Genomic DNA, 23286 nt, shown 5'->3' on the forward strand with positions numbered 1-23286 from the left:
CTTCATAACATAACAGAGGCGTAAGGCGTTCTATCTTAACGTAGAGTTTTCAATGCGCCACTCCAAGCCAAGACTTGATCCAGCATCCCATTAAGATTGGTAAGATGCAGATCCGCTGGTTTAAACACAGTTCCGTTCTCGAAATCAGTGAACAGTGACAACGCAGGGTGTACACGAACGTCTGCTACAGATAGTTCTCCCAAGATTCCGCGTAGATGTTCAGCTGCACGAGCGCCCCCTACGGAACCATAACTTACGATACCTGCTGCTTTATTATTCCAAGCTTCACGGGCATAATCGAGCGCATTTTTCAGTGATGCAGAAATACTGTGGTTATATTCTTGTACGATAAATACGAAACCGTCTAGTGTAGCAAGTTTAGTGTTCCAAGCTGTTGCTTGTTCAGTTGCATCAGCCTCACCCAATAGTGGAAGCTTGAAGTCTGCAATATCTATGATCTCATAATTAGCATCCCCGCGTGCATCCGCAATCTTTTTAACCCATTCTCCTACTTGCGGGCTTAAACGACCTTGACGAGTACTTCCGAGAATAATACCGATGTTTAATTTTGACATTGTTTGTTCCTCCTCAATTTTTGTTCTACCAAATAGTTTGTCTAGAAATCCCATGAAGTACACAACCTTTAAAAATTATTTATCTCAAGAGTAGTAAACTCTGGTTGTCTTTAAGTTAAGTATCTTTAATATGAGATAATAATACCGCACATAGTGTGCTTTGTCAAGCAACTTTATAATAGTTAGTTTATAGCTTTGCTTCACCTTTACAAAATTAGTTGTTAGGAATATAATTGTTTGAGCAACTATTAAAACAGTGTTAATTGAGAAGGGATACGATCATGACGACAAAGCATAACCAATCCGAGCTTACTTTAGGATTTATGATGGGCACGACTTATCGTAAATTAAGCATGTTATTTCAAAGTGGGCTGAAAGAACATGATATAACACCGGAGCAATGGTCAGTCCTTTTTCATATTGACAGAACGGAAGGTCTGATTCAGAAGGACATCGCTAAGCGCTCTGGTAAGGATAAGCCAACTACAACGCGAATTCTGGATCATTTAGAAGGAAAGGGACTGATCTACAAAAGAACCGGCGAGAATGATCGGCGTTCTTTTAAAGTCTATATTACGGAAAAAGGAAGGTCTCTGGTGAAGGAAACCGTTCCTATTGAAGATAAGGTAACAGAAGAGATTATGAACTGTATTTCTAGTAAGGAATATGAGTTGCTCATGGAATTGCTGCTAAGAATAAACAATCATGTAGATCAAATAACAGATGGAGAGTAGGAAGGCAAGTTATGTTAGAACAACAAGAACTACGTACGAAATTATGGACCAAATCTTTTATTGCTTTAACGATTAGTGCTTTATTTTTATTTATGAATTTACAGATGTTGTTATCTTCATTTCCGTCTTACGTAAAAAGCGAATTTCAGGCCGGAGATATTATGGTCAGCCTCGTTACCAGCGTCTTTGCATTAACTGCGATCGCTTCACGTTTTATGACCGCTTTTCTGATGCGGAAGGTTAGCCGCAATGTATTATTATATATTGGCTTAGCAATTGCCGCCGCTATAACCGGCCTTTATGTTGTAGCAGATTCCATTGGCTCGCTGCTGCTGATGCGTGTGGGCTATGGGATTGGATTCGGGATTGCCAGCACGATTATTCCAACGATTGTTTCGCAGATTATTCCGAGCAAAAGAATGGGTGAAGGGATAGGTTATTTCGGTTTATCTACCAGCCTGGCGATGTCGATCGGTCCGATGATTGGCTTAAATGTGATGAAACAATCGGGTTTTGGAACACTGGCTATGATTGGTATGGTAACCTTACTTCTTGCCTTTCCAGTACTTTTATTTTCTCGTTCACTTCCTGCACAACCGAAAAAACAGCCAACCCCAACTCAAAGCGAATCCACCAAACCTCTCAAGGTTCCGTTTAATACAAAGTTAGTATTGCCTGCCATTCTGAATGTCATGTTGGCAATTACCTACGGGGGATTGCTAAGCTTTATCGCTTTATTCGGCGAATCAGTTCATCTGGAGCAAGTGGGTTTGTTCTTTTTATTTAATGCGGTTACGATCATCATTATAAGACCTATCTCCGGCAGATTATTTGATAAAAGAGGACCAGCTTCTGTCCTAATCCCGGCGGCGGTTTGCGTCGTTGCAAGCTTAACTGTGCTTTCTTATACGACCTCTATGCCAATGCTCATCGTTTCTGCACTGCTATATGGACTTGGTTTCGGCGCTATTCAGCCAACGATCCAGGCTTGGATGCTTCGCACCTCAACACCTGCACAATATGGTATGGCCAACAGTATGTTTTATAACTCAACGGATTTGGGTGTAGCCAGCGGAGCCATTATTCTGGGGGCAATCTCGGCAGCAACTGATTATGGGATAATGTATCGTTATTCGGCTGGGTTTATGGTGTTGTTCCTTATCGTGTATGTGGGAATTCAGATTAACAAGGCTAGAGTGAATCCTTCAACCTTAAGTCAATAGGGTTCGGAGATTAAGCCAATCTTTATCTACTATTCATATTATTTTAAGCTAAGAGGGTTATAGTAATCACATAACCCCCTTATAATATAGACTTTGACCCTGCCGGACGTTGGCAGGGTCCTTTTTTTGTGTATGAAGAGAAGAAGTACATTATGTCGATGCACTTTTCTGGCAGGATGGATTATGCTTAGAAGAATAGGAATCGAAGGGGGAGAGATTTGCGGATGAATATGACATGGAACTTAGATAGTTTATATCCTTCCTTTGAATCGGAGCAGTTAAAAAGGGATCGCAAGCTACTGGGCCAGCATGTACAAGATTTAAAGCGGTGGGCTAAGCACCATTTGAATGTAAAAGACGTTACAGCCATGCCTGTGGAGGGCTTTTTAAGAATTTATAATGATTATAAAAGCATATATGTATGCTTGTTAGCTTATGCAGAGTTAACACTCAGCGCAGATCGTGGCTGCGAGGAAGCCATGAATCTTGCTGATGATATTGAGGAGGCCAATTCAGAAATCATTGGGGTAGTTGTGGCTTTTAAGCGCTGGTTTAGCACTTGTGATCATATGGATGAGCTTATCGTTAGCTCCCCTTATCTAATGGAGCATCAATTTTATTTGCGAGAACTCCTGTTACAATCCCGCTATGAGTTAAGCGAAGAACTTGAAATGGCTATAGCCAAAATGCAGAGTACAGGATCCAAAGCATGGAGCAGACTGTATATGGAGAGGACTTCAAGTACACTTGCAGATTTAGCGGTGGATGGGGAAACTAGACAAGTGACGCTTGCGGAGCTAAGAAGTATGGCTTATGAGAATAATGCCAGCTTAAGAAAAGCTGCTTATGAAGCAGAGGCAGAAGCCTGTAGTCTTATTGCTGAGGTCTGCGCAGCCAGCTTAAATGGCATTAGTGGTGAGGCGCTGACGATTTATGGCATGCGGGGTTATCAATCTTCGCTGGAAAAAGTGTTAATCGCTTCGAGAATGGACAGTGAGACTTTAGCCGCTATGCTCACTGCTCTTCGGGAGAGCCTGCCAGCCTTTCATACCTATTATCAAAAGAAAGCCGAGCTGCTGGGACATCCGGCAAAGCTGCCTTTTTACGATATTTTTGCACCAGTCGGTGTAGAAAACGGGAAAATTACATACGCTAACGCCAAAGATACAATCATCTCGAGCTTCGCAACCTTTAGTGAGGAACTGGCTTGTTTTGCTCAGAAGGCTTTTGATCAGCAATGGATTGATGCAGAACCTAGATCAGGCAAAGGGGGTTATGGACTTTGCATCGATATTTTCCCGATTGGCGAGAGCAGAATTATGACCCAGTTCACCGGAAATGCCATAGATATTAGTATCCTTGCCCATGAGCTCGGCCATGCCTATCATAGCTCCTGTCTGGCTAATGAAACGATGCTGAATACGGATTACCCGATTCCGATTGCTGAAACGGCTTCGATTTTTTGTGAGACGATAGTGAACCATGCCATAATTACAAATTCAACGGAGAAGGAAGCTCTGCTTATTCTGGAGAGAAGTATTTCTGATGCCGGTTATTATCTTGTAGACTTTTATGCCCGTTATTTATTTGAGATCAAATTATATGAGAGAAGAGCATTAGGCCCGCTGTCTGTTCAAGCGCTAAATGAATTGATGATTGCCTGTATGGTGGAAGCCTATGGTGAGGGCATTGACCCGGGTACAATCCATCCGTACATGTGGATGAACAAAGCTGGATATTTTATGGCTAGTAATGAATTTTTGAATTTCCCGTATTCCTTTGGTTTGTTATTCTCTAAAGGACTGTACGCGGAATATTTAAAGAGGGGCGAAGAGTTCGCCCCTAAGTATCGCCAGTTCCTTAGGGATACCAGCAAACATAATATTGTTGATGTAGCAACAACAATGGATATAGATGTTCACTCCGTCGACTTCTGGAGAAGTGCGTTGAAGCTGATAGAGAGCGACATTGGGGTGTTCATCGCTAAAGCCTAAACAACTCTCCAATTATGGTCACAGGTAGCTTCAATTTGGCCATGCTTTTCAATGTAGTCGGTGACAATTTCAGATATGTCGATCATAATTTCTTGAACAATCGGCTTACCCTTATACATCTCATAATCTCCGCCACCGCTGGCTCTATAATTGTTCATAACAACCTCATATTCTTTAGAGTCCTCTATAGGCTGACCTTGGTACAGCAGATGGAGGACTCTTTCGCCTGCAGGTCTAACGGTATCAAGCTCGTATTGTATTCCTTCCCACATATCATAATTGTAATGCTGCGGTTTAGGCTCGATGTAGGCGGGGTTAACGGCTATTATTCCGTTCTCGTCTTGTTGGAAATAGTTAGCGGTTTGTTCTAAGGCCTCTCTAATATCTTGTCCTGTCAGTCTTAGGACGGTTAAGGTGTTGGGATAAATGAAGTTCGATAAAATGTCTCTGCGTGTGATGGTTTCGCTGAAACCCTTGCAATCGTTACTGAGTAAGGCTGCTGTAGAAATGTCTACGCCAGCAGCCTCCATTTGTACCTTATTCATAAATTCTATAAAAGGATGGTCAGCCAAGCGGCATTCATCAGCACTGGAAATAGACAGGTCCCCGATAACCGTTCCTATTCTCTCATCCAGCCAGGTTTGTGTTTCTGATTCAAGAGTACTGTTCAGCTCTAGGATTATATCATCTGCAGCTGTTGTCTCATTAACGTTAAGGAGCTCGGCATGTTTACGCTGAATCTTCCAGTGTGTATTTTCTTTTTGGAAAATAACCGAAATTTTACCGAGGGAAAGTCCATTACAACCAGGTTGTATGATTGTAACACCGTTCAACTCCCCAGCTATGGAGCGGTGCTGATGTCCGGTAATTAGCACATCTATGCCCTCTACCTCTGTACACATGGCGTAGGCTTGATTCTCCCCCGTTAGTCTTTCTACAGGTTCTCCACTGCTTAGATCGCGTTCGAATCCGCCGTGGTAAGCTACAACGAGCAGATCAGGCTGCTCTTCTGCCCGTATAATGGCACACCAATGCTTTACAGTCTCTAGCGAATCCTCAAATTGAAGCCCTTCAATATGGCTAGGGTTCTCCCAGTGGGGGATGTAATGCGTCGTAACCCCTAGAACGGCTACTTTGATTTTATCTACCCATTTGATGATATAGGGTTTACCAAAGGCGGGTTGATTTGTCGTGTTATCTATAATTCCAGCTGATAACCATGGAAAGCGGGAATCCTGAACGGCTTTATTCAGCAGAGTTTTGCCAAAATTGAATTCATGGTTGCCAATAATTGCAGCGTCATATTTCAATTCATTTAGTGCAGCTATGCCCGGATTCAGCTCATTACTATAATGTGTAGCTGCATAATAAGTTAACGGTGTGCCTTGAATAAGATCGCCGTTATCTATAAGGATCAGCTCAGGAGTATGGGATCTTTCTTGTTTAATGAGGGTAGCAATTGTTGCTAAGCCTGCTGGTCGTTTCCCCCCCGTGCGGTAATCGACGGGCCCAAAATGTCCATGTAGATCACTTGTTACGAGGATTTCACAGGTTATTGAATTCTCTTTATTCATAGGTAGCCCCTCCTGATAATAAGTTCAGACCTCATTCTAGCAGATAATTTGCTAACTTTAAGAGATTGGAATAAATTTTACATATATTTGATGCTTGGTTGCTATTGATTTAATAAAACACATCTATAGTTTAGAAGTACTCAAAAATAAAAATAGAAAACAGTGGAGGTCTTTCGTTTGAGAAAAATCAGTAAATTCGTATTGCCGCTAATGATGTCTATTACATTGCTTAGTGGTTGTGGCGCTAACAACACTACAAATAATGCAAACCAAGGATCGACGGACGGGGCAAATGCACCGAAGGAAACGGCAGCTCCTGTAGCAGAGGGTTATGTTCCAGAGAAGCTTACTGTACAATTTGTTCCTTCTCAAAATGCAGATACGCTCGAAGCTAAAGCGAAACCTCTTGAAAAATTACTGGGTGACAAGCTCGGTATTCCTGTAGAAGTAAGTGTCTCTACTGATTACAACACCGTTATCGAAGCTATGGCCTCTAAAAAAGTGGATGTAGGTTTCCTTCCTCCAACTGCTTACGTGTTAGCTAAAGAAAAAGGAGCAGCTGAGGTTATTCTTCAGGCTCAACGTTTTGGTGTAAATGATGAAACCGGTGGTCCAACAGATGAATTAGCAGATTTCTATAAATCTATGATTATCGTCAAGAAAGATTCTGCGATCAAATCGGTTGCCGATTTGAAAGGTAAAAAAATTGCCTATCAAAACGTTACATCCTCTGCAGGATTTGTATGGCCGGCTGCAACGCTTATGGATGCGGGACTTGATCCGCTGAAGGATGTACAAGCCATTACGGTTAAAGGTCATGATCAAGGCGTGCTTGCTGTGCTGAATGGTGACGTAGATGCAGCAGCTATTTTCCAAGATGCCCGGAACACGGTCGTTAAGGATTATCCAAAAGTATTTGAAGATACTCAAGTTCTCGCCTTTACTGATAAAATTCCTAACGATACGATTTCGGTCCGTTCAGATATGAATAAAGAATGGATTGAAAAAATCCAGCAGGCATTCATTGATATCGCAGCTGACACAGAAGGCCATGAGATTATCAAAGACATTTACTCTCATGAAGGTTATGTGAAATCACAAGACAGTAACTTTGACATTGTTCGCGAATACAACAGTAAAGTAAAAACAGAGTAGAACAGGCCGTTCAAGGATACAACGATGTTGGTGTATAACAGGCATTAAGGATAGCCAGCTCCGGATTCCCCCCCGGATCTGGCTATCTCTTTTATACGAATATACGAAAACACATAAAGGGATGATTTCATGATAGAGCTTCGTAATGTATCCAAAACGTATCTAAACGGAACCAAAGGATTAAACAACATTAACCTGACCATTCCAGCCGGAGAATTTGTAGCTATTGTTGGTCTTTCGGGAGCAGGGAAGTCGACCTTGCTGCGTTCCATTAACCGGCTTCATGATATTTCCGAAGGTAATATTCTTATTAACGGACAGTCCATTACGAATGCAAAAGGAAGCCGGCTACGAATGATCCGTAGGAATATCGGAATGATCTTCCAAAGCTTCAACTTAGTGAAACGTACGACTGTGCTTCGTAATGTTTTGGCAGGACGGGTGGGCTATCATTCCACACTGCGGAAGATACTTGGCAGATTCCCACAAAAGGATATCGATTTAGCCTTCGAATCCCTTGATCGGGTAAATATCGCCGAGAAGGCCTATACACGTGCAGATCAGCTATCTGGAGGTCAGCAGCAACGTGTAGCTATTGCCCGTGTTCTTGCGCAGGAGGCACAGATTATCCTCGCAGATGAACCTGTAGCTTCACTAGATCCGCTCACAACCAAGCAGGTTATGGATGATCTAAAGAAGATTAATATGGAACTCGGGATTACGACCATTGTGAATTTGCATTTTATTGATCTGGCTAGAGAATACGCTACCCGGATTATCGGGCTCCGGGCAGGAGAGGTTGTCTTCGATGGTCCTGTATCGGAGGCAACCGATGAGAGGTTTGCTGAGATTTACGGCAGACCGATTCATCAGGATGAGTTGTTGGGTGAGCCTGTACTCGGAGGCGTGTGAGATGAGTGTGAATGCAGAGAAGCTACATCCCAAACCGCCAAGAAAGATAAAACATTATTTTACAGCCATTATATTAGTAGTATTACTGTGGAGAAGTGCTGTCTTAACCGATTCATCCTTCGGAGAGCTGATTTCCGGTCTGCCGAATATGCTTGATTTGCTTAAGGAAATGTTTCCCCCGAACTGGGGGTATTTTGACAACATTATAGATGCGATGCTGGAGACGATCCGGATGGCGCTGGTTGGCACAACGTTTGGTGCCATTCTTGCGGTTCCGGTTGCGCTGTTGTGTGCAAGCAATATTACGCAAAGCCGTTGGCTTCATTATCCGGTCCGTATGCTGCTGAACCTGATCCGCACGATTCCCGATCTGCTGTTGGCTTCTATCTTTGTGGCCATTTTCGGCCTCGGTGCGCTTCCTGGGATATTTGCTTTGACGATATTTTCGTTGGGGCTGATCGCCAAGCTTACCTATGAAACGATGGAGACGATTGATCAAGGACCTTTGGAAGCAATGACTTCAGTAGGGGCTAATAAGATTCAACGCATTATGTTCGGAGTCATTCCACAGGTACAGGCTCATTTTATGTCTTATGTCCTATATGCCTTCGAGATTAATGTTCGTGCTGCGGCGGTTTTAGGTCTGGTAGGAGCGGGTGGGATCGGCCACTATTATGAAGTCACCCTAGGCTTTTTGGAATACGATAAGACTTGCACCATCATCTTGTTCACATTAGCAGTAGTACTGATTATTGATTATGTAAGCACTAAGCTGCGGGAGAAATTAATATGAGTAAATCATGGAATACCCTTGTCCCTAAACCCCGTAAAAATCGTTTTCGTTGGCTGATTTATATAGCCCTAGCTGCGTTATATATTTGGGCTTTTTCGGGAGTGCCGTTTAATGGATTCAAAGAAACCGCCGGGATCATTACTAAAGCAATTTTTGCCGGGATATTCTCACCTGACTGGGCCTTCGTTTATTTACCAGATGGGGAGGATCTCCTGCGGGGATTGCTCGAGACGTTAGCTATTTCAATCCTAGGCACTTTTATCTCGACCTTTTTATGTATTCCTTTTGCATTTTGGGCTGCAGTTAACATGAGCAAGGGAAAGGTAATTTCAGGTTCCGGCAAGCTGATGTTGAGCTTTATACGAACCTTCCCTGAGATTATTATGGCTTTGTTATTCATCAAGGCTGTTGGACCGGGTTCTTTTGCAGGTGTGCTGGCTCTGGGACTACATTCGGTGGGCATGCTCGGCAAATTGTTCGCGGATGAGATTGAGAATATCGACAACGGTCCACTCGAAGCTTTAATTTCTTCTGGTGCCAGCCGCATGCAGGTATTGTGGTTTGCGGTGTTGCCGCAGGTGCTGCCGGGATTCTTATCCTATACCTTATATAGATTCGAAATCAACGTTCGTTCGGCTACGATTTTAGGTGTGATTGGAGCAGGGGGGATCGGCACACCGTTAATCTTCGCGCTCAGTTCACGGAATTGGGACCGCGTGGGGATTATACTGCTAGGTATCATTGCGATGATCACAATTATTGATTTGATTTCCGGCAAGATCCGGAAGAAGCTGGTGTAACCGAGTTGGATAATGATATGTGAGACAAAGACCTCCTTAGGGTATGAACCGAACCTGAAGTGCACCCCTTAGAATAGACATTGGATAAAACCCCTGGTTTGTCCGATGAAATTCTAGGGGTGTATTTTTATGGCGATTAAAGGACAGTAGTACTACGCTCGGGCATCTTTAATACCACATACTGGCGTGTCTTCCATTCGATAAAGGTTGCGACATGCGCCTTGCTTTTCCCCACGACTAGATACACAGCAAATTCTTTACCTCGGTTAGTCGTCGCTGTTTGAAATGTGTCGTTCGGGTACTGACTAGCCACAACCCCAAACGCAATCTCCATCGAGTGTGCCGTTTGAGACGGTATCGAGTCCCCAATGGCCAAAGGTTGTACGTTTGCGAACTTCTTTCGGTCGCTTATTGATGGGAGTCCCGATGAGGAAGCGACCACGTGTTTCGACAGGCTTCTGTCGCTTGCCTTTATGACGCAGCGTTTAAACGTTACCTTCGGCAAGACGTCCTTTGTAGAGCCAACGATAGATTGTTACGAAGCACACAAAGGTTTAGTCGTCTGATCGGCGCTTCTCTGCAATTTGTTCAGGGGACCACGTTTCCTTTAGTTTTTAGTCGATCTCTTTGCCAAGAGCTGCAGTGTATTTACCGACAGGAACGCTCAACTCTCTTCATTTGCAGTGCCGTTGCTGAGCGATTTGAGCGCACCGTCCTGCTCACAACCGCGACCTAGATCTCGAGCGATGGTTGAGGGATGTTGGCCTAGTTTGCTAAGCTAGGAATAGCTCATATTGGGTTCTCCTGTACAAAATGGTATGTTGTGGTGACTTCCATTTAACACGAAGCCTACATGGGCCTTATTTGTTTTTTCTAGGTGTCGCGTTTCATATTACAATTCGTCTAATAAAAATAAAATATTTTTTTTGTATATGGTTTAATATCCTAAGTTTCAACTTTATTCTAAAGGTAATTTAATAGGTCTATAGCTAATAAATTGCAGCGCACGTACCAGTCAGAAAATGCATAACATAATAATAAAAAGCCGCTTCACAGCGACTATTATTGTGTTTGAATTATAATAATGGTAAGTGGTTGTGTGTAGATCCTGTTTCGAATATTATTCCACCCTATTCTTCTTGTACTACAAACGGTACTGTTCAAGAGCGTAAGGTATATCGGTTACATGGTCCGCTTTTAAGAGATCATAATTTGACATAAGAACATCGTAATATTCGATGAGCCATTCATCTGGGCTATACCCTTGCAATATATAAATCTTATCAAGCTTATCTCCATCTACAATACCTATCTGTTGGCCTTTTAATAATCCAACCCCTGAACCAAACAATGAATAAGTAATCGCACCTCGTTTAATTTTAGCAACAGATTGATCTGGATTAGTTATTCGGGAAAGACGTTCAAGAGGTTTCGAATGAGAGTCCGTTAAAAACAATGATTTAATTATAAAGAGTCCCATTACTATTCCAACAACTGAAAGAGCAATGATCATTTTTTTCATTTCATTTCCCCTTTACCTACAAGGTTTTGTTAGTATAGGGCTCTTCTAGCCCATTTACCATATCTTTAAAGGCAACTATCCGGTTATCCGGGCTAGTCAAATCCTGATGTGGATAGATACCACTGTCCAAAACTGCGACCGTAATAGGAGGATGTTTATTCTTTTGTTTTTCTTCTAAAATATTTTCAACTCCGATCATTTTCTTAACATCATCGAGTGTTGAAAAATCATTGTTATCCGAGGTGTATTTCGAATCAGCTTCTTTTTTAACCATTTCATTCCCTAACCTCAACGGAGTATGATTTCGGAAAAAAGATTTAATTTTAAAATGATTACAAAATTTAACAAATATGGCTTTTGGGATCATCATATTAGAATATTCTTAAATTAACAACCCACAATATTACATTTTTTATTTAGGTTTGCGAAGGGGGGGCGAGGAATTCATCGAAATCTGAATTATATTACCATCAAACTAAGGATAACCTAATTAGTATTATCGTATATTTCAATATTTTTCTAATCAAAAAATCGGTAACCTTAAGAAAATAACGGTCTATAGTTACAGAAAAAAACCTGCACTCATAATGAAGTGCACCCCTTAGAATAGACATTGGATAAAACCCCTGGTTTGTCCGATGAAATTCTAGGGGGTGTATTTTTATGGCGATTAAAGGACAGAAGTTTAAATCATACTCGGATGAAATCAAAAAGGAGGCTATTCGATTACATGTCGAGGAAAAATGGACTTATCGTAAGATTACGGAGCATTTTCAGTTTCAAGACCAAGGGCGAGTAAAGAAATGGATAAGAGATACCGAGAGCTAGGGGAATTTGGGCTACTAGATCAACGAGGGCGTCGTGAAGAATATATCGATCAAGATAGATATGTTCAAAAGCTCAAACGAGACAATGAAATGCTAAAAAAGTGTTTGGAAATCTGGATGCAGGAGGTGAAACGTGCAAATATAGAGTCATTGAGAGCGCAGCAAAAGAATATGCCGTTAGCGACTTATGTAAACTCTTTAGGGTCTCCAGAAGTGGATACTACGCTTTCTTGAAATGTAAAGGAGTAGAACGGGATCAGGCGGCGAAAGAACTCATTCAGAAGGTGTATGAACGGTATAACGGCATCTACGGTTATCGCCAAATTCAATTGTTCCTGCTACAAGACCACGGAGTTTGGATGAATCATAAGAAGGTACTCAGAATCATGCAGGATCTAGGCATCCGTTCGAGGATCCGCGGAAAGCATCGTTGTAATTATGCTTCTTCCGAAGGAGATCGTGTGGCGAAAAATATATTGAAACGGGATTTCAAAACGGATGCTCCCAACCAAAAATGGGTGACAGACATTACGCAATATCGCGTAGGCGAAAAGTGGCTCTATCTCTCTGCTATTATAGATTTATTCAACAACGAAATTATTGCTTATCAAATGAGCGCTAGGAACGACAATGAACTGGTTCTCCGAACCTTTCAGCAAGCGTGGTCTCAGCAAAAAGACGTGACTGGACTGATCGTTCACAGCGATCAGGGATTCCAATACACATCTCATGCATACCACGACATGCTGCCAAAGGTTGGCGCCCGAATCAGCATGTCTCGCCGAGGCAATTGTTATGACAACGCCTCTATGGAGAGCTTCTTCTCACATCTCAAAACGGAAGGACTCTATCCTTATGATATCCGAAATATGGATGAGGCACAAAGAAAAATTGAAGATTACATTCGATTTTATAACCAACATCGGCCACAACGAAGGTTAAATAAGCTGCCCCCGGTAGAATACCGGAAGCAGCTTATAGTCTAGGGTCTTTTTTCAGTGTCTATAAAATGGGGTCTTGATCAACCTAGGGGATATGATCCATACTATATTGGACCATTCGAAAATGTATGAAAAAGTAATAATTATTTTTTCTGAAACATATGTTGGTCTATCCGACTTGTACCAAAGGAGTTGAAGGTTTGGAATCTGCGCTTATTGGCAGCTTTGTATCGGCAATGGCTACCGTTCTTGGAGCATTTCCGATCCTGTTCGTGAAGAGGTTATCCGAGAAGTGGAAAGATATCCTCGTAGCCTTCACTGCGGGGATTATGGTGTCCGCCTCCACGTTTGGACTCATGCCGCAATCGATCAAAGAATCGGGGATTATCGCTTTAACCTTGGGCTTGATTACCGGAGTGCTGCTGCTTGATTTAATTGAAAATAACATCCCGCATATCGATGTGGAGAATAAGCCCGGTTATACCAATATGGATTCAAAAGCGCTGCTTGTTATGATTGCGCTGTTCATCCACAACATACCAGAAGGCCTCAGTACAGGTTTCAGTTATGCCAGCGAACAGGCCAGTTTAGGTCCTACCGTGGCGATTGCCATTGGCGCACAGAATATGCCGGAAGGTTTGATTCTTGCAGTCTTTCTAATGAATTCGCGAACAAGCAAGCTAAAAGCCTTAGGAATCGTTACGCTTACCGGCTTGATGGAGATGGTATCTGCGGTGATCGGGTATTTTACTGCCAGTTACCTGCATAATGTTGTGGGTTATGGTCTCGCTTTTGCAGCCGGGGCTATGCTCTTTATCGTCTACAAGGAGCTGATTCCGGAGAGTCATGGCCATGGTTATGAGCGGCCTTCGACGTATTCTTTTATTTTTGGATTATTGATCATGGTGTACATCACGCAGATATTTGGGTGAGCAATTAACTCTAATCTATAAAAAAGAAGACCAATGAAATGCCAGAGCAGCTTTAAGCTGCCTGACTTCATTGGTCTTTGTCTTGTTATAACTAAGCTTTATCCCCGCAGAATCGCCTCAATTTGCTCTAGCTCTTCAGCGCTAAGCTCTGGGGCATTTAAGGAAGCGACGGCATCTTCAATCTGGCTTACCTTACTTGCGCCGATCAATGCCGAAGTTACTTTGCTTCCACGGAGTACCCAAGATAACGCTAATTGAGACATTTTTTGTCCACGTGCAGCAGCAATCTCGTTCAGTTTGCGAACCTTGCCGATCGCCTCTTCGGTAATGGCATTCTCAGACAGGAATACACTTGGACCAGCGGCACGGGAATCAGGAGCGATTCCGTTTAGATAGCGATCGGTCAGTATGCCACCTTGTAGCGGGGAGAACACAATGGAGCCGATGCCTTCTTCAGACAATACATCCTGCAAGCCATCTTCAATCCAGCGGGACATCATGGAATAGTTTGGCTGATGAATCAGGCATGGCGTGCCAAGTCGACGCAGAATTTGTGCCGCTTCACGTGTTTGTTCAGGTCCGTAATTCGAAATCCCGACATAAAGCGCTTTACCTTGGCGTACCACGAGGTCCAGCGCAGCCATGGTTTCTTCCAGTGGTGTATTTGGATCTGGGCGGTGGTGATAAAAAATATCAACATAATCCAGTCCCATACGTTTTAAGCTTTGATCTAGGCTGGAGACGAGATATTTTTTGGAGCCCCATTCACCATAAGGACCAGCCCACATATAATATCCAGCTTTAGTCGAGATAACCATCTCATCACGATAAGGGGTCAGATCCTTTTTAAGAATTTGGCCAAAGCTTTCTTCGGCGGAGCCTGCGGGTGGACCGTAATTATTGGCAAGGTCAAAATGAGTGATTCCAAGATCAAAAGCTCTTCTTACCATGGCGCGGCCATTCTCAAATAAGTCGTTGCCGCCAAAGTTATGCCATAGACCAAGCGAGATCGCTGGCAGGAGTAGACCGCTCTTTCCGGTGCGATTATATTTCATATTGTCATATCTGGTAGCGCTTGCGTTATACATGATTTATTCCTCCTATAAACACTTATTACTTAGTAAGTTACGTCCTTATTGTAGCGAAAGATCGCGGACAAACGTATGTCAGCAAGGAAGGAGTTTATAGTACAATGTCATTTTCGAGATGACGGCTACGGTATTCTTTTGGCGAACAACCTTTCACCTTCTTGAACATCCGCGAAAAGAGTAAGGGGTCCTGATAGCCTACAGAACGTGAGATTTCACCAATCGTGCATAGGGTCTCTGTCAGCAGCTCGCACGCCTTAGCGATGCGGAAATTTAATAGATACTGCTGTGGTGGCATACCTATTGTCCGTTTGAACAAGGAGGATAAATATTTGCGATCCAGCTTAAGCGAAGAGGACATCATCTCAACCGAAATATTTTCACAATAATGTGTATGCAAAAAGTGCAGGCATTGCTCGACGTAAATACTCTTTTGACGTGGTAGAGGAAGTACATCTGGAACTGCTGGCACCGCTCGAAGTAACAGAGAGAAGAACTCATACATAATTGCTTTTAGAGGTAGATCCAGGCTGTCCGAAGCTTCAGCTGCTTGTGTCAGGAGCTCGTACAAATTAGGCATAAGCTGCTCATCCATTGGAAAGATCGGATGCTCAGGTGACAAGGCAGTTTTGGCTAAAATATAATCAACCTGCTCCCCGGTAAAAGCTACCCAAGAATAGGTCCATGGATTTGCTATGTCTGCTGTGTAGGCAGTTACGATATGCGGATAGGTGAGAAAAGCTTGTCCTGGTTTAAGATAATGGGTCTGTTCACCCACAGTAACTTCACCTGTTCCTGTATGGATAAAATGTATCTTATATACGTCACGGACCCCAGGCCCAAAAAAATGCCCGGGAAGACACTGCTCCCGCCCCCAGTAATGGAGATGCAAGTCGGGATTGCCTCGGAAGGGACGCTCAGAATTATAGTTAAATATCGCCATGGATGATTCCTTCTCTTTCTTCTATAGAGTTGATCTAGGGTAGTTGTACCCGCTTACTTTTATTATACAGCATATTTTAGAAGGAATATTAACTCGGAATTGCAGGCAATTCAAAGATCGTAGTTTATCCTTGTCCAGTTTGGTTAAGTAAGCTATGAAGCTGAACGTATGAGCTAACTACATCAATAGGAGGTAATGGAGATGAATAAGAGAATAGTGGGTGTCTTTGCTGCCGAATACGAAGCTTCGCGAGCTATTGAGGAGTTGAAGCGTCAGGGCTGTAGGACAGAGGATATTTCGATTATCGCGAGAAATAAAGCGGATGAGGAAACGCTTAGAGACGAGTCGGGAACCGTGGCCCCGGAAGGTATGGCTACTGGTGCAGCTACTGGTGGCCTGCTGGGTGGAGTAACGGGGCTGCTGATGGGAATTGGCGCTTTGGCTATTCCTGGTATTGGACCTATTATTGCAGCCGGACCTCTTGCGGCAACGCTTGCCGGAGCGGCGATAGGCGCAGGCAGTGGCGGGTTAGTCGGCGGGCTTATTGGCCTTGGCATTCCTGAAGAGGAAGCAGAGAGCTACGATAATTACGTGGATGAAGGTCATATTCTAGTAATGGTGGATGTGGAAGGCGAGCAGAAGGAGCAAGATGTGAAACAAATCTTCGCAAAGTATAACAGCCTGAACGCAGAACGCTTTGAGAAAGTTGCTAATATAGATCCATTAGCGAGTGAGCGTATTGGAAATAAATAAGAAGCAATTAGCATTCAGTGTAAAAAAACAAAACAGGCTATCTCACTAGCAAAGGATACTGCTAGTGAGATAGCCTGTTTTTTGTGGTTTTATAGAGACACAGCATTTTGTCTAACAGTCTGCGCAGTCGGTATTTCTTTTCCTGGCAGGAAATGAATGCTGCGGATATAGCGGATCGTCCGGCTCTGTGCCCGCATGATTACCGAATGTGTTTCCGCGCGTTCTTTGCCGATAAAACGGACACCGTTCAGGAATTCACCTGACGTTACACCCGTGGCGGCAAAGAGGACGTCGCCCGTGCCAACCATGTCTTCCATGTATAGCACTCGCGTTGGATTGGCAATTCCCATGCGTACACAGCGCTGCAGCTCTATGGGTCCATCCGGGAGCAATCTGCCCTGCATTTCACCACCAAGGCATTTCAGTGCAGCGGCAGCAAGAACACCTTCCGGTGCTCCACCGGAACCCATATATAAATCGACATCGCTGTCTGGCAGTGCAGCCGCAATAGCGCCAGCGACATCTCCGTGACCAAGCAGCTTAATTCGTACCCCGGCTTCACGCAGGCTATTAATCAGCTGCTCATGCCGTTTGCGATCCAGCACCATTACGGTTAACTCGGAGAGGGATTTGCCAGTGTAATGGCAGGCTTTTTGCAGAGTGATCTCTACAGGGTCCTCGAGTCTAAGCTTACCGGCAAGCTCGGGTCCGCAGGCTAACTTCTCCATATAAATGTCCGGGGCATGCAGCAGGCTGCCTTTATCTGCTATAGCAATAACAGATTGCGCATTATGCAGGCCGCAGGCAACAACCTCAGTTCCTTCGAGTGGATCGACGGCTACATCGACAGAGGGACCTTTTTGGTTCCCGACTTTCTCACCAATATAGAGCATTGGAGCATCATCCATCTCTCCTTCACCAATCACAACAGTTCCGTCGATGGACACAGAATCGAACATGGAACGGATCGCAGTCGTGGCTGCATCATCTGCCGCATTTTTATCGCCCCGCCCAATCCAACGAGCCGAGGATAAAGCACCTAGTTCAGTTACCCGTACAATCTCAAGGGCCAGTTCGCGCTCCATTCTAATTCCCTCCAGTGCATTCTATATATTTTGTAAACTGAAATTTAGATATAACCCATAATAATACCAGCGGTTTCTTCTATAGCCTTGTCAGTAATATCAATTACAGGACAGCCCAGCTTGTTGAACAATGAAGTGGCGTATTCCATCTCTTCGGTGATCCGCTCCAAACTTGCATATTGGGAGCCTGTCGGTAATCCGAGAACCTTAAGCCGCTCAGAGCGGACCTTCAGCATGTACTCGGGTTTCATGGTTAATCCGATAAGCCGGTTCGGCGGCAAGCTTAATAGTTCTTGTGGAGGACCAATCTCCGGGATAATCGGATAGTTAACGACTTTTTTTCCTCTATGGGCTAAAAAGATGCTAAGCGGTGTCTTTGAAGTACGGGACATGCCCAGCAGAACGATATCGGCTTTGAGCATGGCACCCAGATCACGGCCGTCATCACAGGCGACGGTGAATTCTATAGCTTCTATGCGGCGGAAATAATTCTCGTCGAGCTGGTGGAGAAGACCCGGCCGCTGCTGAGGAGCATCGTCGAAGGTATCAATGAAGGCCTGCATCATTGGGCCCATGATATCAACGATCCGCAAATCAAGACGTACCGCTTCCTCGCGGATCATTTCTCTTAATTCTGGCTGCACTAATGTATAGGCGACAAAACCTTGATGCTGAGCTGCTTCTTCCATAAGCTTGCGTAGCTCGTCTTCATGCCTAATATTGCCGTATCTTTTAATGGTGACCTGCTGATTCTGAAATTGGTGAATAACGGCCTGCACGACAGCCTCTGCCGTATCTCCTATAGAATCCGAGCATATCGTTATTAAGTTGGAAGATTGCTCGATGCTCATGGGTTCCTCCTGTTATCCTTTGGCTTCAAGTTCGAGGAGAAGTTTGATGATGGAGGTTTTTGTTAAACGTCCTACCACATCCAGTTTTGTACCGCCGTCTTCAGCAGCGCTGGGAACAACCACCGGCAAACTGTCTACCTCGTGAAAAATCATCTTATGTGCAGCTTCAAGCACCGGCTCATCCGGTGAAGTTGTGACCACTTTGGGCTGGCGCGTCATAACCATGCTTACGGGCATGGAGACTGCACCGGGGTTGCCCAAGGTTACCTTTAGGAAATCCTTACGTGAAGCAACGCCCGTGAGTTTACCCTCTTCGTCACAGATAATAAGAGTGCCTACATCTTGTAGAAAAAGCGTAACTACGGCATTTTGAATAGTTGTGGTCTCACGGATAACTATAGGTACACTTTGAATTTCTTTGACCATCGTTTCCTGCAGCAGATAACCGCTTCCCTGACGACTGGATGATTTCAATCCTGGGAAGTACCCGACCTTCGGCTTGGCGTCGATATATTTGAGCATAACCAAAACAGACAGATCCGAGCGAATTGTAGGCCGGGTAAGATTCAAACTTTCGGCAATCTGTTCGCCGGTAATCGGAGCTCTTTTGTTAACGATATCGATAATCTCTATTTGACGTGATGTCAGTTCGATCACAATTCCCTCCACTTCCGATAAAAAGGCATTCCTCTTTAGAAAAGAAGCGCCGTTAAGCGAATCCTCCTTTCATATATGAGTCATATTTAGCTGTGTTTAATTTAACTTGTTTATATAATACGCAATAGTGGTCATAAATGCAATATATAGTACGTCATATATTTGATTTTTTTAACGCAACAGTGTTTATCTTCTTTTTTTGCAGTAATTGCTTTAAAGCATCAGCATTCACTAGGATTGTTCCGGCAATGATGGTGAACACTCCGAGAATTGTAATCCAAGATACGGACTCCTTGTAAAAGAAAAAGCCTACACCCACCGCAATCGGTGGAGAAATATAAAGCCAGGTAGAAGGAAACACTGGGTTGGTCTTAGCTACGAGCCAGTAGAATAAGGTATGGCCGACCATGGAGCCGATAACTGTGAGATAGAGCAGTGAACCTGCTGTCTCGAATGAGAAGAGAAATGCAGGATGTACTTTTTCCGTGGCAAAAGAAAGAATGAATAACAGCGCACCGCCATACATCATTTGAGCCGCATTTAGCGCAATCGGTGAGACCTCGGGCATACTGTTAATTACTTTTTTGGAGTAAATCGCACCTACAGCATAGCAACACTCTCCAATTAGGACTACGGCGCAACCGATGAGCCACAGTGGTGAAATATCAACGGCGAGATTGGGGAGAACCAGCAGCAGTACGCCAGTGAAGCCGATGATGCAGCCATATAGGGAGATGGCGGGTGCTTTTTGCCGAAGAATAGAGGTTTGGAGCAGCAGGATCATGATCGGTCCAGTGGCAGAGAGTACAGCTGCAAGCCCTGAAGAAACATATTGTTCAGCCCAGTAGAGACCCGCGAAGGTGCCGAAGGTTAGAGCAGACCCGGTGAACAACATTTCTTTGCGCAACAGTAAGGAGAAGCTGGCTTTTCGTTTCCAGACCATCCATAGGAATAGAACAGCGCCCGCGACAAAAAATCTTAAGCCCGCTGAAAAGAAAGGAGGCGCACCGGCATCTACACCGATTTTGATAGCTAGAAAGGTCGTGCCGAAGATCAGACATACAAGTGCATAAGCAAATAAGATCATTTTGAAAGTCCCCTTTTGTGTGCTTTATAAAATATAAGAATTTATAAGCTGGCATTTTGTTAATCATATAGGGGAGTGGACAGAACAGATTGCCTTGAGTAGAACAGATTAATTCAGAAATCGTGTACAATATGATTACAAGGTTGTTCGGAGAGGAGTTGTAGCCAGATGAAAAAGGTTGTGGGAGCGGAGCATAATCATCCTTTGTTTCGGCAGGTCTATGAATTTCTATTAAATCGCATGGAGCGAGGGGAGTGGGTCGCACATGATAAGCTTCCTTCTATACGGCTGCTAGCGGAGGAGCTTAAGGTACATCGACTGACCGTATTCAAAGCGTACAGACGGTTGACGGAGGATGGAAAGGTTTATGTAAAAGATAAATCTGGATATTACGTGGCACCCATAATCTCGCTTCCTGCTATTGAAGTAGGAGCCGCAGTATCGGCTTATGCGCTCACTAACCCGCTGTCTGATATTCAGAGAGTGCCAGTTAAGTATCAGTTCTCGCAGGCGCTGATTGATCCGGGGCTGCTGCCGAATCTTTTTCTATCTGACTATGTTAAAAAAGTGTTCGATCTATATCCCAAGGTAATGGGAACATATGCCTCGGTCCAGGGGGATAACGAGCTGCGTGAGACGTTAAGCCACCATTTTCGGAAGCAACATCGGCTGCAGTTAACTTCGGAAGAGCTGCTTATTACCTCGGGTGCGCAGCAAGCGATCAATCTGATTGCCCGGATTGTACTTGGTCCTCTGGATACGGTGCTTGTGGAGCGGCCTACTTATAGTGTTGCTATGGATATTTTTCGCCGGGAGGGGGCACGGTTGGTCCCGGTAGAGATCACTCCGGAGGGATATGATCTGGAGAAAGTAGAAGCTTTGATGAAAAAGCATAAGCCGCGTATGTTCTACATTAATCCAACGCATCACAATCCAACTGGATACACGGTGCCTGTGCAACAGCGCAAGCTGTTGGTAGAACTGGCCGAACGTTATCGCTGTTTACTGGTGGAGGATGACCCGTTCCGCGATATGTATTTTGATGAGCCGCCGCCGCCGCCCTTTTTTGCTTATGATACGGAGGGGTGGGTGATCTATATCAGCAGCTTCAGTAAATATGTAGCCCCTGGCTTACGAATCTGTGCGGTGGCCTGCCGATATCCATTTATGGAGCGTCTAATCACGGCCAAATCACTCGCGGACAATGGCACTCCGCTGCTGAATCAAAAAATATTTCTACATTACTACACCTCCCCACGCTTGCAACAGCATCTCGGTAAGCTGCGCATTGCGCTTCAAGTGCATAAGGAAATCGTGGAAGAGGAGCTGGCGGGGACTGGCTGGGAATGGACGACTCCGCAAGGCGGATTAAATCTATGGGTGAAACTACCGGAGCATCTTACGATGGATCGCCTGTTTGCTTCAAGTATGGCGCAGTCGATCGCTTTTGTTCCAGGGGAGTTATTTGATCCACTGGGGGAAATGAAGTCAAGGCTTCGCCTAAGTTATTCCTTTGCAAGCGAAGGGGTGCTGCGCGAAGGAATACAGCGTTTGATTGGGATCGCGCACAGTTTGTGAGTGGGTAAAGCAGGTATGGGGGATTAATGAAGAGGATATGAGGAGTTAAAGAAGATCAGAGGAATTAAAGAAGAGGATTAGAGGAATTGCTACCGGATAAACTTGTATCACTTGTTTGGGAATTCCTGTAACACTTTCCACGTTTACTCCGTCTGTAAGGTAAAGAAGGGGGTTTTCAAATTGCGAAAGATCAATTTCCGAAAGTTCAATTTCCGAAGTCCAATGATGATATTTCTAGGTGTCCTATTAATATTTACGGCTTTGCTGACGGTGCGGCCCTCAGTCACTTACGCCTGTTCCTGTGTTATGCCTGCGGAGCCACTGGAAGCTCTTGAGAAAAGTACAGCTGTCTTTGTCGGGAAAGTAGTGGACATGAAGGAGCCGTCACAGGGGAACATAATTTCTTCTGCTGATCCAGTAAAGGTAACCTTTGAGGTGGATTCCAGCTGGAAAGGGGTCGAGGGGAATCAAGTTACATTGACTACGGCTTTATCTTCTGCAAGCTGCGGCTTTGAGTTTGTGGAAGGGGAAAGTTACATTGTCTATGCTTATGCTAGAGACGGTGGAGACTCTGGTAATCTGGAGGCTAGTTTATGCAGTCGAACTAAGCGGCTAACCGCTGACTCAGTGGATCTGAAAGAACTGGGGCCCGGTATTTCGGCAACGACACCTACCGCTTCTCCGGAGGTAACCCCGAATAATTCACCGGAGTCAGGAGCTGGGAGTAATGGGTCTGATCTAACGGGGGACCCCGCTGCGGACAGTGATTCCTTTCCACTTGTTACTGTGGGGATCAGTGGAATAATTATCGTTCTAGTAACTATCGCTGGGGCTGTTCTATACCGTCGTAGAAATGATGGAACGCGCAAAAAATGACTCTACCTGTAGAGTCACGTCATGTAATGGTGAGATCAAAGTAGGCAGTAAGAGTATATAAGGTGTTGTGCTGAAATAAGCGGTCGCTCGGGATAACATCCGAGCGACCGCTTATTTGTTTGAGATGACCTTGAGTAACTGGTGGGCTTGTTGGTGGCTGCTGGTGGTTGTGCTGGTGGTGCTGGTGGTGCTGGTGGTGCTGGTGGTGCTGGTGGTGCTGGTGGTTGTGCTGGTGGTTGTGCTGGTGGTTGTGCTCAATTGTAGCTCGGAACCATCTAGAATCAATAATTAGGGAAATCCTCCCTGATTTTATCGTGTTTTACTCAATATTAGCGATAATTGGGGAATTCCTCCCTAAAATTCTGCGGAAATTGCCCTTTTTGCCT

The 23286-nt window shown here is 44.3% G+C and carries 25 protein-coding genes and 1 pseudogene; 15 read left to right on the forward strand and 11 right to left on the reverse strand.

From position 1 onward, the window contains the following. Positions 1 to 35 precede the first annotated feature (35 nt). Positions 36 to 575, reverse strand: coding sequence for an NADPH-dependent FMN reductase (locus NYE35_RS05410; protein ID WP_036676495.1), 540 nt, complete (start codon positions 573 to 575; stop codon positions 36 to 38). 281 nt (positions 576 to 856) lie between these two features. On the opposite strand from NYE35_RS05410, the gene NYE35_RS05415 reads away from it, so the two are divergent. The 3 genes from NYE35_RS05415 to NYE35_RS05425 all read left to right on the forward strand — a co-directional run bounded on the left by NYE35_RS05415 (position 857) and on the right by NYE35_RS05425 (position 4526). Next, positions 857 to 1309 (forward strand): MarR family winged helix-turn-helix transcriptional regulator, encoded by a 453-nt coding sequence (locus tag NYE35_RS05415; protein ID WP_036676493.1) that lies wholly within the window; start codon positions 857 to 859, stop codon positions 1307 to 1309. An 11-nt stretch (positions 1310 to 1320) separates the two neighbouring features. Continuing rightward, on the forward strand, positions 1321 to 2532 hold the full coding sequence (locus NYE35_RS05420; RefSeq protein WP_038568957.1) for an MFS transporter: 1212 nt from the start codon (positions 1321 to 1323) through the stop codon (positions 2530 to 2532). 224 nt (positions 2533 to 2756) lie between these two features. After that, positions 2757 to 4526 (forward strand): M3 family oligoendopeptidase, encoded by a 1770-nt coding sequence (locus tag NYE35_RS05425; protein WP_076104710.1) that lies wholly within the window; start codon positions 2757 to 2759, stop codon positions 4524 to 4526. On the opposite strand, the gene NYE35_RS05430 is transcribed toward NYE35_RS05425, so the two are convergent. Further along, positions 4523 to 6100 (reverse strand): bifunctional metallophosphatase/5'-nucleotidase, encoded by a 1578-nt coding sequence (locus NYE35_RS05430; RefSeq protein ID WP_076104709.1) that lies wholly within the window; start codon positions 6098 to 6100, stop codon positions 4523 to 4525. The genes NYE35_RS05425 and NYE35_RS05430 overlap by 4 nt on opposite strands. A 177-nt stretch (positions 6101 to 6277) precedes the next feature. Between NYE35_RS05430 and NYE35_RS05435 the strand changes: the two genes are divergently transcribed. The 4 genes from NYE35_RS05435 to phnE (NYE35_RS05450) all read left to right on the forward strand — a co-directional run bounded on the left by NYE35_RS05435 (position 6278) and on the right by phnE (NYE35_RS05450) (position 9760). Next, a complete protein-coding gene (locus NYE35_RS05435; protein WP_038568963.1) occupies positions 6278 to 7255 on the forward strand; it encodes a phosphate/phosphite/phosphonate ABC transporter substrate-binding protein in 978 nt (325 codons plus the stop codon). Positions 7256 to 7384: 129 nt separating this feature from the next. Continuing rightward, on the forward strand, positions 7385 to 8167 hold the full coding sequence (gene phnC / locus NYE35_RS05440; protein WP_341120325.1) for a phosphonate ABC transporter ATP-binding protein: 783 nt from the start codon (positions 7385 to 7387) through the stop codon (positions 8165 to 8167). A 1-nt stretch (position 8168) separates the two neighbouring features. Next, the gene (gene phnE, locus NYE35_RS05445; protein WP_036676482.1) at positions 8169 to 8960 is read left to right on the forward strand and encodes a phosphonate ABC transporter, permease protein PhnE; all 792 of its coding nucleotides are present in this window, start codon (positions 8169 to 8171) and stop codon (positions 8958 to 8960) included. Continuing rightward, positions 8957 to 9760: a phosphonate ABC transporter, permease protein PhnE gene (phnE, locus tag NYE35_RS05450; protein WP_340950363.1), complete on the forward strand. Its 804-nt coding sequence runs from the start codon at positions 8957 to 8959 to the stop codon at positions 9758 to 9760. The genes phnE (NYE35_RS05445) and phnE (NYE35_RS05450) overlap by 4 nt, the downstream gene beginning before the upstream one ends. A 241-nt stretch (positions 9761 to 10001) precedes the next feature. On the opposite strand, the pseudogene NYE35_RS31385 reads toward phnE (NYE35_RS05450), so the two are convergent. The 3 genes and pseudogenes from NYE35_RS31385 to NYE35_RS05460 form a co-directional block, all read right to left on the reverse strand. Next, a pseudogene (locus NYE35_RS31385) lies at positions 10002 to 10532 on the reverse strand (IS30 family transposase); the annotation flags it as partial. 372 nt (positions 10533 to 10904) lie between these two features. Beyond that, complete coding sequence (locus NYE35_RS05455) at positions 10905 to 11282, reverse strand: hypothetical protein (protein WP_036676478.1); 378 nt, start codon at positions 11280 to 11282, stop codon at positions 10905 to 10907. A 16-nt stretch (positions 11283 to 11298) separates the two neighbouring features. After that, entirely contained in the window at positions 11299 to 11556 is a 258-nt protein-coding gene (locus tag NYE35_RS05460) for a hypothetical protein (protein ID WP_076100476.1), read from the reverse strand. A gap of 389 nt (positions 11557 to 11945) precedes the next feature. Here NYE35_RS05460 and NYE35_RS05465 point away from each other — a divergent pair, with 389 nt between their 5' ends. The 4 genes from NYE35_RS05465 to NYE35_RS05480 all read left to right on the forward strand — a co-directional run bounded on the left by NYE35_RS05465 (position 11946) and on the right by NYE35_RS05480 (position 13982). Beyond that, positions 11946 to 12110 (forward strand): hypothetical protein, encoded by a 165-nt coding sequence (locus NYE35_RS05465; RefSeq protein ID WP_178420344.1) that lies wholly within the window; start codon positions 11946 to 11948, stop codon positions 12108 to 12110. Next, a complete protein-coding gene (locus tag NYE35_RS05470; protein WP_235219389.1) occupies positions 12086 to 12343 on the forward strand; it encodes a hypothetical protein in 258 nt (85 codons plus the stop codon). The genes NYE35_RS05465 and NYE35_RS05470 overlap by 25 nt, the downstream gene beginning before the upstream one ends. Further along, positions 12259 to 13095 (forward strand): IS3 family transposase, encoded by an 837-nt coding sequence (locus NYE35_RS05475; protein WP_254924655.1) that lies wholly within the window; start codon positions 12259 to 12261, stop codon positions 13093 to 13095. The genes NYE35_RS05470 and NYE35_RS05475 overlap by 85 nt, the downstream gene beginning before the upstream one ends. A gap of 155 nt (positions 13096 to 13250) precedes the next feature. Next, positions 13251 to 13982: a ZIP family metal transporter gene (locus NYE35_RS05480; protein WP_036676473.1), complete on the forward strand. Its 732-nt coding sequence runs from the start codon at positions 13251 to 13253 to the stop codon at positions 13980 to 13982. Positions 13983 to 14080: 98 nt separating this feature from the next. Here the strand turns inward: NYE35_RS05480 and NYE35_RS05485 are convergent, their stop codons facing one another. Both NYE35_RS05485 and NYE35_RS05490 read right to left on the reverse strand, forming a co-directional pair. After that, complete coding sequence (locus NYE35_RS05485; RefSeq protein WP_438269133.1) at positions 14081 to 15070, reverse strand: aldo/keto reductase; 990 nt, start codon at positions 15068 to 15070, stop codon at positions 14081 to 14083. A 94-nt stretch (positions 15071 to 15164) separates the two neighbouring features. Next, the gene (locus tag NYE35_RS05490) at positions 15165 to 16013 is read right to left on the reverse strand and encodes an AraC family transcriptional regulator (protein WP_038568967.1); all 849 of its coding nucleotides are present in this window, start codon (positions 16011 to 16013) and stop codon (positions 15165 to 15167) included. Positions 16014 to 16214: 201 nt separating this feature from the next. Here NYE35_RS05490 and NYE35_RS05495 point away from each other — a divergent pair, with 201 nt between their 5' ends. Further along, positions 16215 to 16766, forward strand: coding sequence for a general stress protein (locus tag NYE35_RS05495; RefSeq protein WP_339211432.1), 552 nt, complete (start codon positions 16215 to 16217; stop codon positions 16764 to 16766). An 89-nt stretch (positions 16767 to 16855) separates the two neighbouring features. On the opposite strand, the gene glpX is transcribed toward NYE35_RS05495, so the two are convergent. The 4 genes from glpX to NYE35_RS05515 form a co-directional block, all read right to left on the reverse strand. Then, positions 16856 to 17851, reverse strand: coding sequence for a class II fructose-bisphosphatase (gene glpX, locus NYE35_RS05500; RefSeq protein ID WP_341120328.1), 996 nt, complete (start codon positions 17849 to 17851; stop codon positions 16856 to 16858). Positions 17852 to 17895: 44 nt separating this feature from the next. Next, a complete protein-coding gene (locus NYE35_RS05505; RefSeq protein WP_036676442.1) occupies positions 17896 to 18702 on the reverse strand; it encodes a pyruvate, water dikinase regulatory protein in 807 nt (268 codons plus the stop codon). A gap of 12 nt (positions 18703 to 18714) precedes the next feature. Continuing rightward, positions 18715 to 19359, reverse strand: coding sequence for a helix-turn-helix transcriptional regulator (locus tag NYE35_RS05510; protein WP_341120331.1), 645 nt, complete (start codon positions 19357 to 19359; stop codon positions 18715 to 18717). A gap of 154 nt (positions 19360 to 19513) precedes the next feature. Then, positions 19514 to 20446: a DMT family transporter gene (locus NYE35_RS05515; protein WP_076130627.1), complete on the reverse strand. Its 933-nt coding sequence runs from the start codon at positions 20444 to 20446 to the stop codon at positions 19514 to 19516. 168 nt (positions 20447 to 20614) lie between these two features. On the opposite strand from NYE35_RS05515, the gene NYE35_RS05520 reads away from it, so the two are divergent. From NYE35_RS05520 to NYE35_RS05530, 3 genes are all read left to right on the forward strand, one after another. Further along, positions 20615 to 22024 carry an aminotransferase-like domain-containing protein gene (locus tag NYE35_RS05520; RefSeq protein ID WP_341120333.1) on the forward strand — a complete coding sequence of 470 codons (1410 nt, stop codon included), beginning with the start codon at positions 20615 to 20617 and terminating at the stop codon, positions 22022 to 22024. Between the two features lie 180 nt (positions 22025 to 22204). Then, entirely contained in the window at positions 22205 to 22900 is a 696-nt protein-coding gene (locus NYE35_RS05525) for a hypothetical protein (RefSeq protein WP_076274197.1), read from the forward strand. 130 nt (positions 22901 to 23030) lie between these two features. After that, positions 23031 to 23192, forward strand: coding sequence for a hypothetical protein (locus NYE35_RS05530; protein WP_341120335.1), 162 nt, complete (start codon positions 23031 to 23033; stop codon positions 23190 to 23192). Positions 23193 to 23286: the final 94 nt, after the last annotated feature.

This window comes from Paenibacillus sp. FSL L8-0494 (genome assembly GCF_038003695.1).
Taxonomy (GTDB): Bacteria; Bacillota; Bacilli; order Paenibacillales; family Paenibacillaceae; genus Paenibacillus_AQ; species Paenibacillus_AQ odorifer.

What these genes read in the sequence shown, in the direction of transcription:
- NYE35_RS05455 (WP_036676478.1), bottom strand. Translation starts at nt 11,282, where the DNA reads ATGAAAAAAATGATCATTGCTCTTTCAGTTGTTGGAATAGTAATGGGA.
- glpX (WP_341120328.1), bottom strand. Translation starts at nt 17,851, where the DNA reads ATGGAGCGCGAACTGGCCCTTGAGATTGTACGGGTAACTGAACTAGGT.
- NYE35_RS05465 (WP_178420344.1), top strand. Translation starts at nt 11,946, where the DNA reads ATGGCGATTAAAGGACAGAAGTTTAAATCATACTCGGATGAAATCAAA.
- phnC (WP_341120325.1), top strand. Translation starts at nt 7,385, where the DNA reads ATGATAGAGCTTCGTAATGTATCCAAAACGTATCTAAACGGAACCAAA.
- NYE35_RS05460 (WP_076100476.1), bottom strand. Translation starts at nt 11,556, where the DNA reads ATGGTTAAAAAAGAAGCTGATTCGAAATACACCTCGGATAACAATGAT.
- NYE35_RS05505 (WP_036676442.1), bottom strand. Translation starts at nt 18,702, where the DNA reads ATGAGCATCGAGCAATCTTCCAACTTAATAACGATATGCTCGGATTCT.
- NYE35_RS05410 (WP_036676495.1), bottom strand. Translation starts at nt 575, where the DNA reads ATGTCAAAATTAAACATCGGTATTATTCTCGGAAGTACTCGTCAAGGT.
- NYE35_RS05420 (WP_038568957.1), top strand. Translation starts at nt 1,321, where the DNA reads ATGTTAGAACAACAAGAACTACGTACGAAATTATGGACCAAATCTTTT.
- NYE35_RS05490 (WP_038568967.1), bottom strand. Translation starts at nt 16,013, where the DNA reads ATGGCGATATTTAACTATAATTCTGAGCGTCCCTTCCGAGGCAATCCC.
- phnE (WP_036676482.1), top strand. Translation starts at nt 8,169, where the DNA reads ATGAGTGTGAATGCAGAGAAGCTACATCCCAAACCGCCAAGAAAGATA.
- NYE35_RS05515 (WP_076130627.1), bottom strand. Translation starts at nt 20,446, where the DNA reads ATGATCTTATTTGCTTATGCACTTGTATGTCTGATCTTCGGCACGACC.
- NYE35_RS05520 (WP_341120333.1), top strand. Translation starts at nt 20,615, where the DNA reads ATGAAAAAGGTTGTGGGAGCGGAGCATAATCATCCTTTGTTTCGGCAG.
- NYE35_RS05470 (WP_235219389.1), top strand. Translation starts at nt 12,086, where the DNA reads ATGGATAAGAGATACCGAGAGCTAGGGGAATTTGGGCTACTAGATCAA.
- NYE35_RS05485 (WP_438269133.1), bottom strand. Translation starts at nt 15,070, where the DNA reads ATGTATAACGCAAGCGCTACCAGATATGACAATATGAAATATAATCGC.
- NYE35_RS05415 (WP_036676493.1), top strand. Translation starts at nt 857, where the DNA reads ATGACGACAAAGCATAACCAATCCGAGCTTACTTTAGGATTTATGATG.
- NYE35_RS05495 (WP_339211432.1), top strand. Translation starts at nt 16,215, where the DNA reads ATGAATAAGAGAATAGTGGGTGTCTTTGCTGCCGAATACGAAGCTTCG.
- phnE (WP_340950363.1), top strand. Translation starts at nt 8,957, where the DNA reads ATGAGTAAATCATGGAATACCCTTGTCCCTAAACCCCGTAAAAATCGT.
- NYE35_RS05425 (WP_076104710.1), top strand. Translation starts at nt 2,757, where the DNA reads ATGAATATGACATGGAACTTAGATAGTTTATATCCTTCCTTTGAATCG.
- NYE35_RS05430 (WP_076104709.1), bottom strand. Translation starts at nt 6,100, where the DNA reads ATGAATAAAGAGAATTCAATAACCTGTGAAATCCTCGTAACAAGTGAT.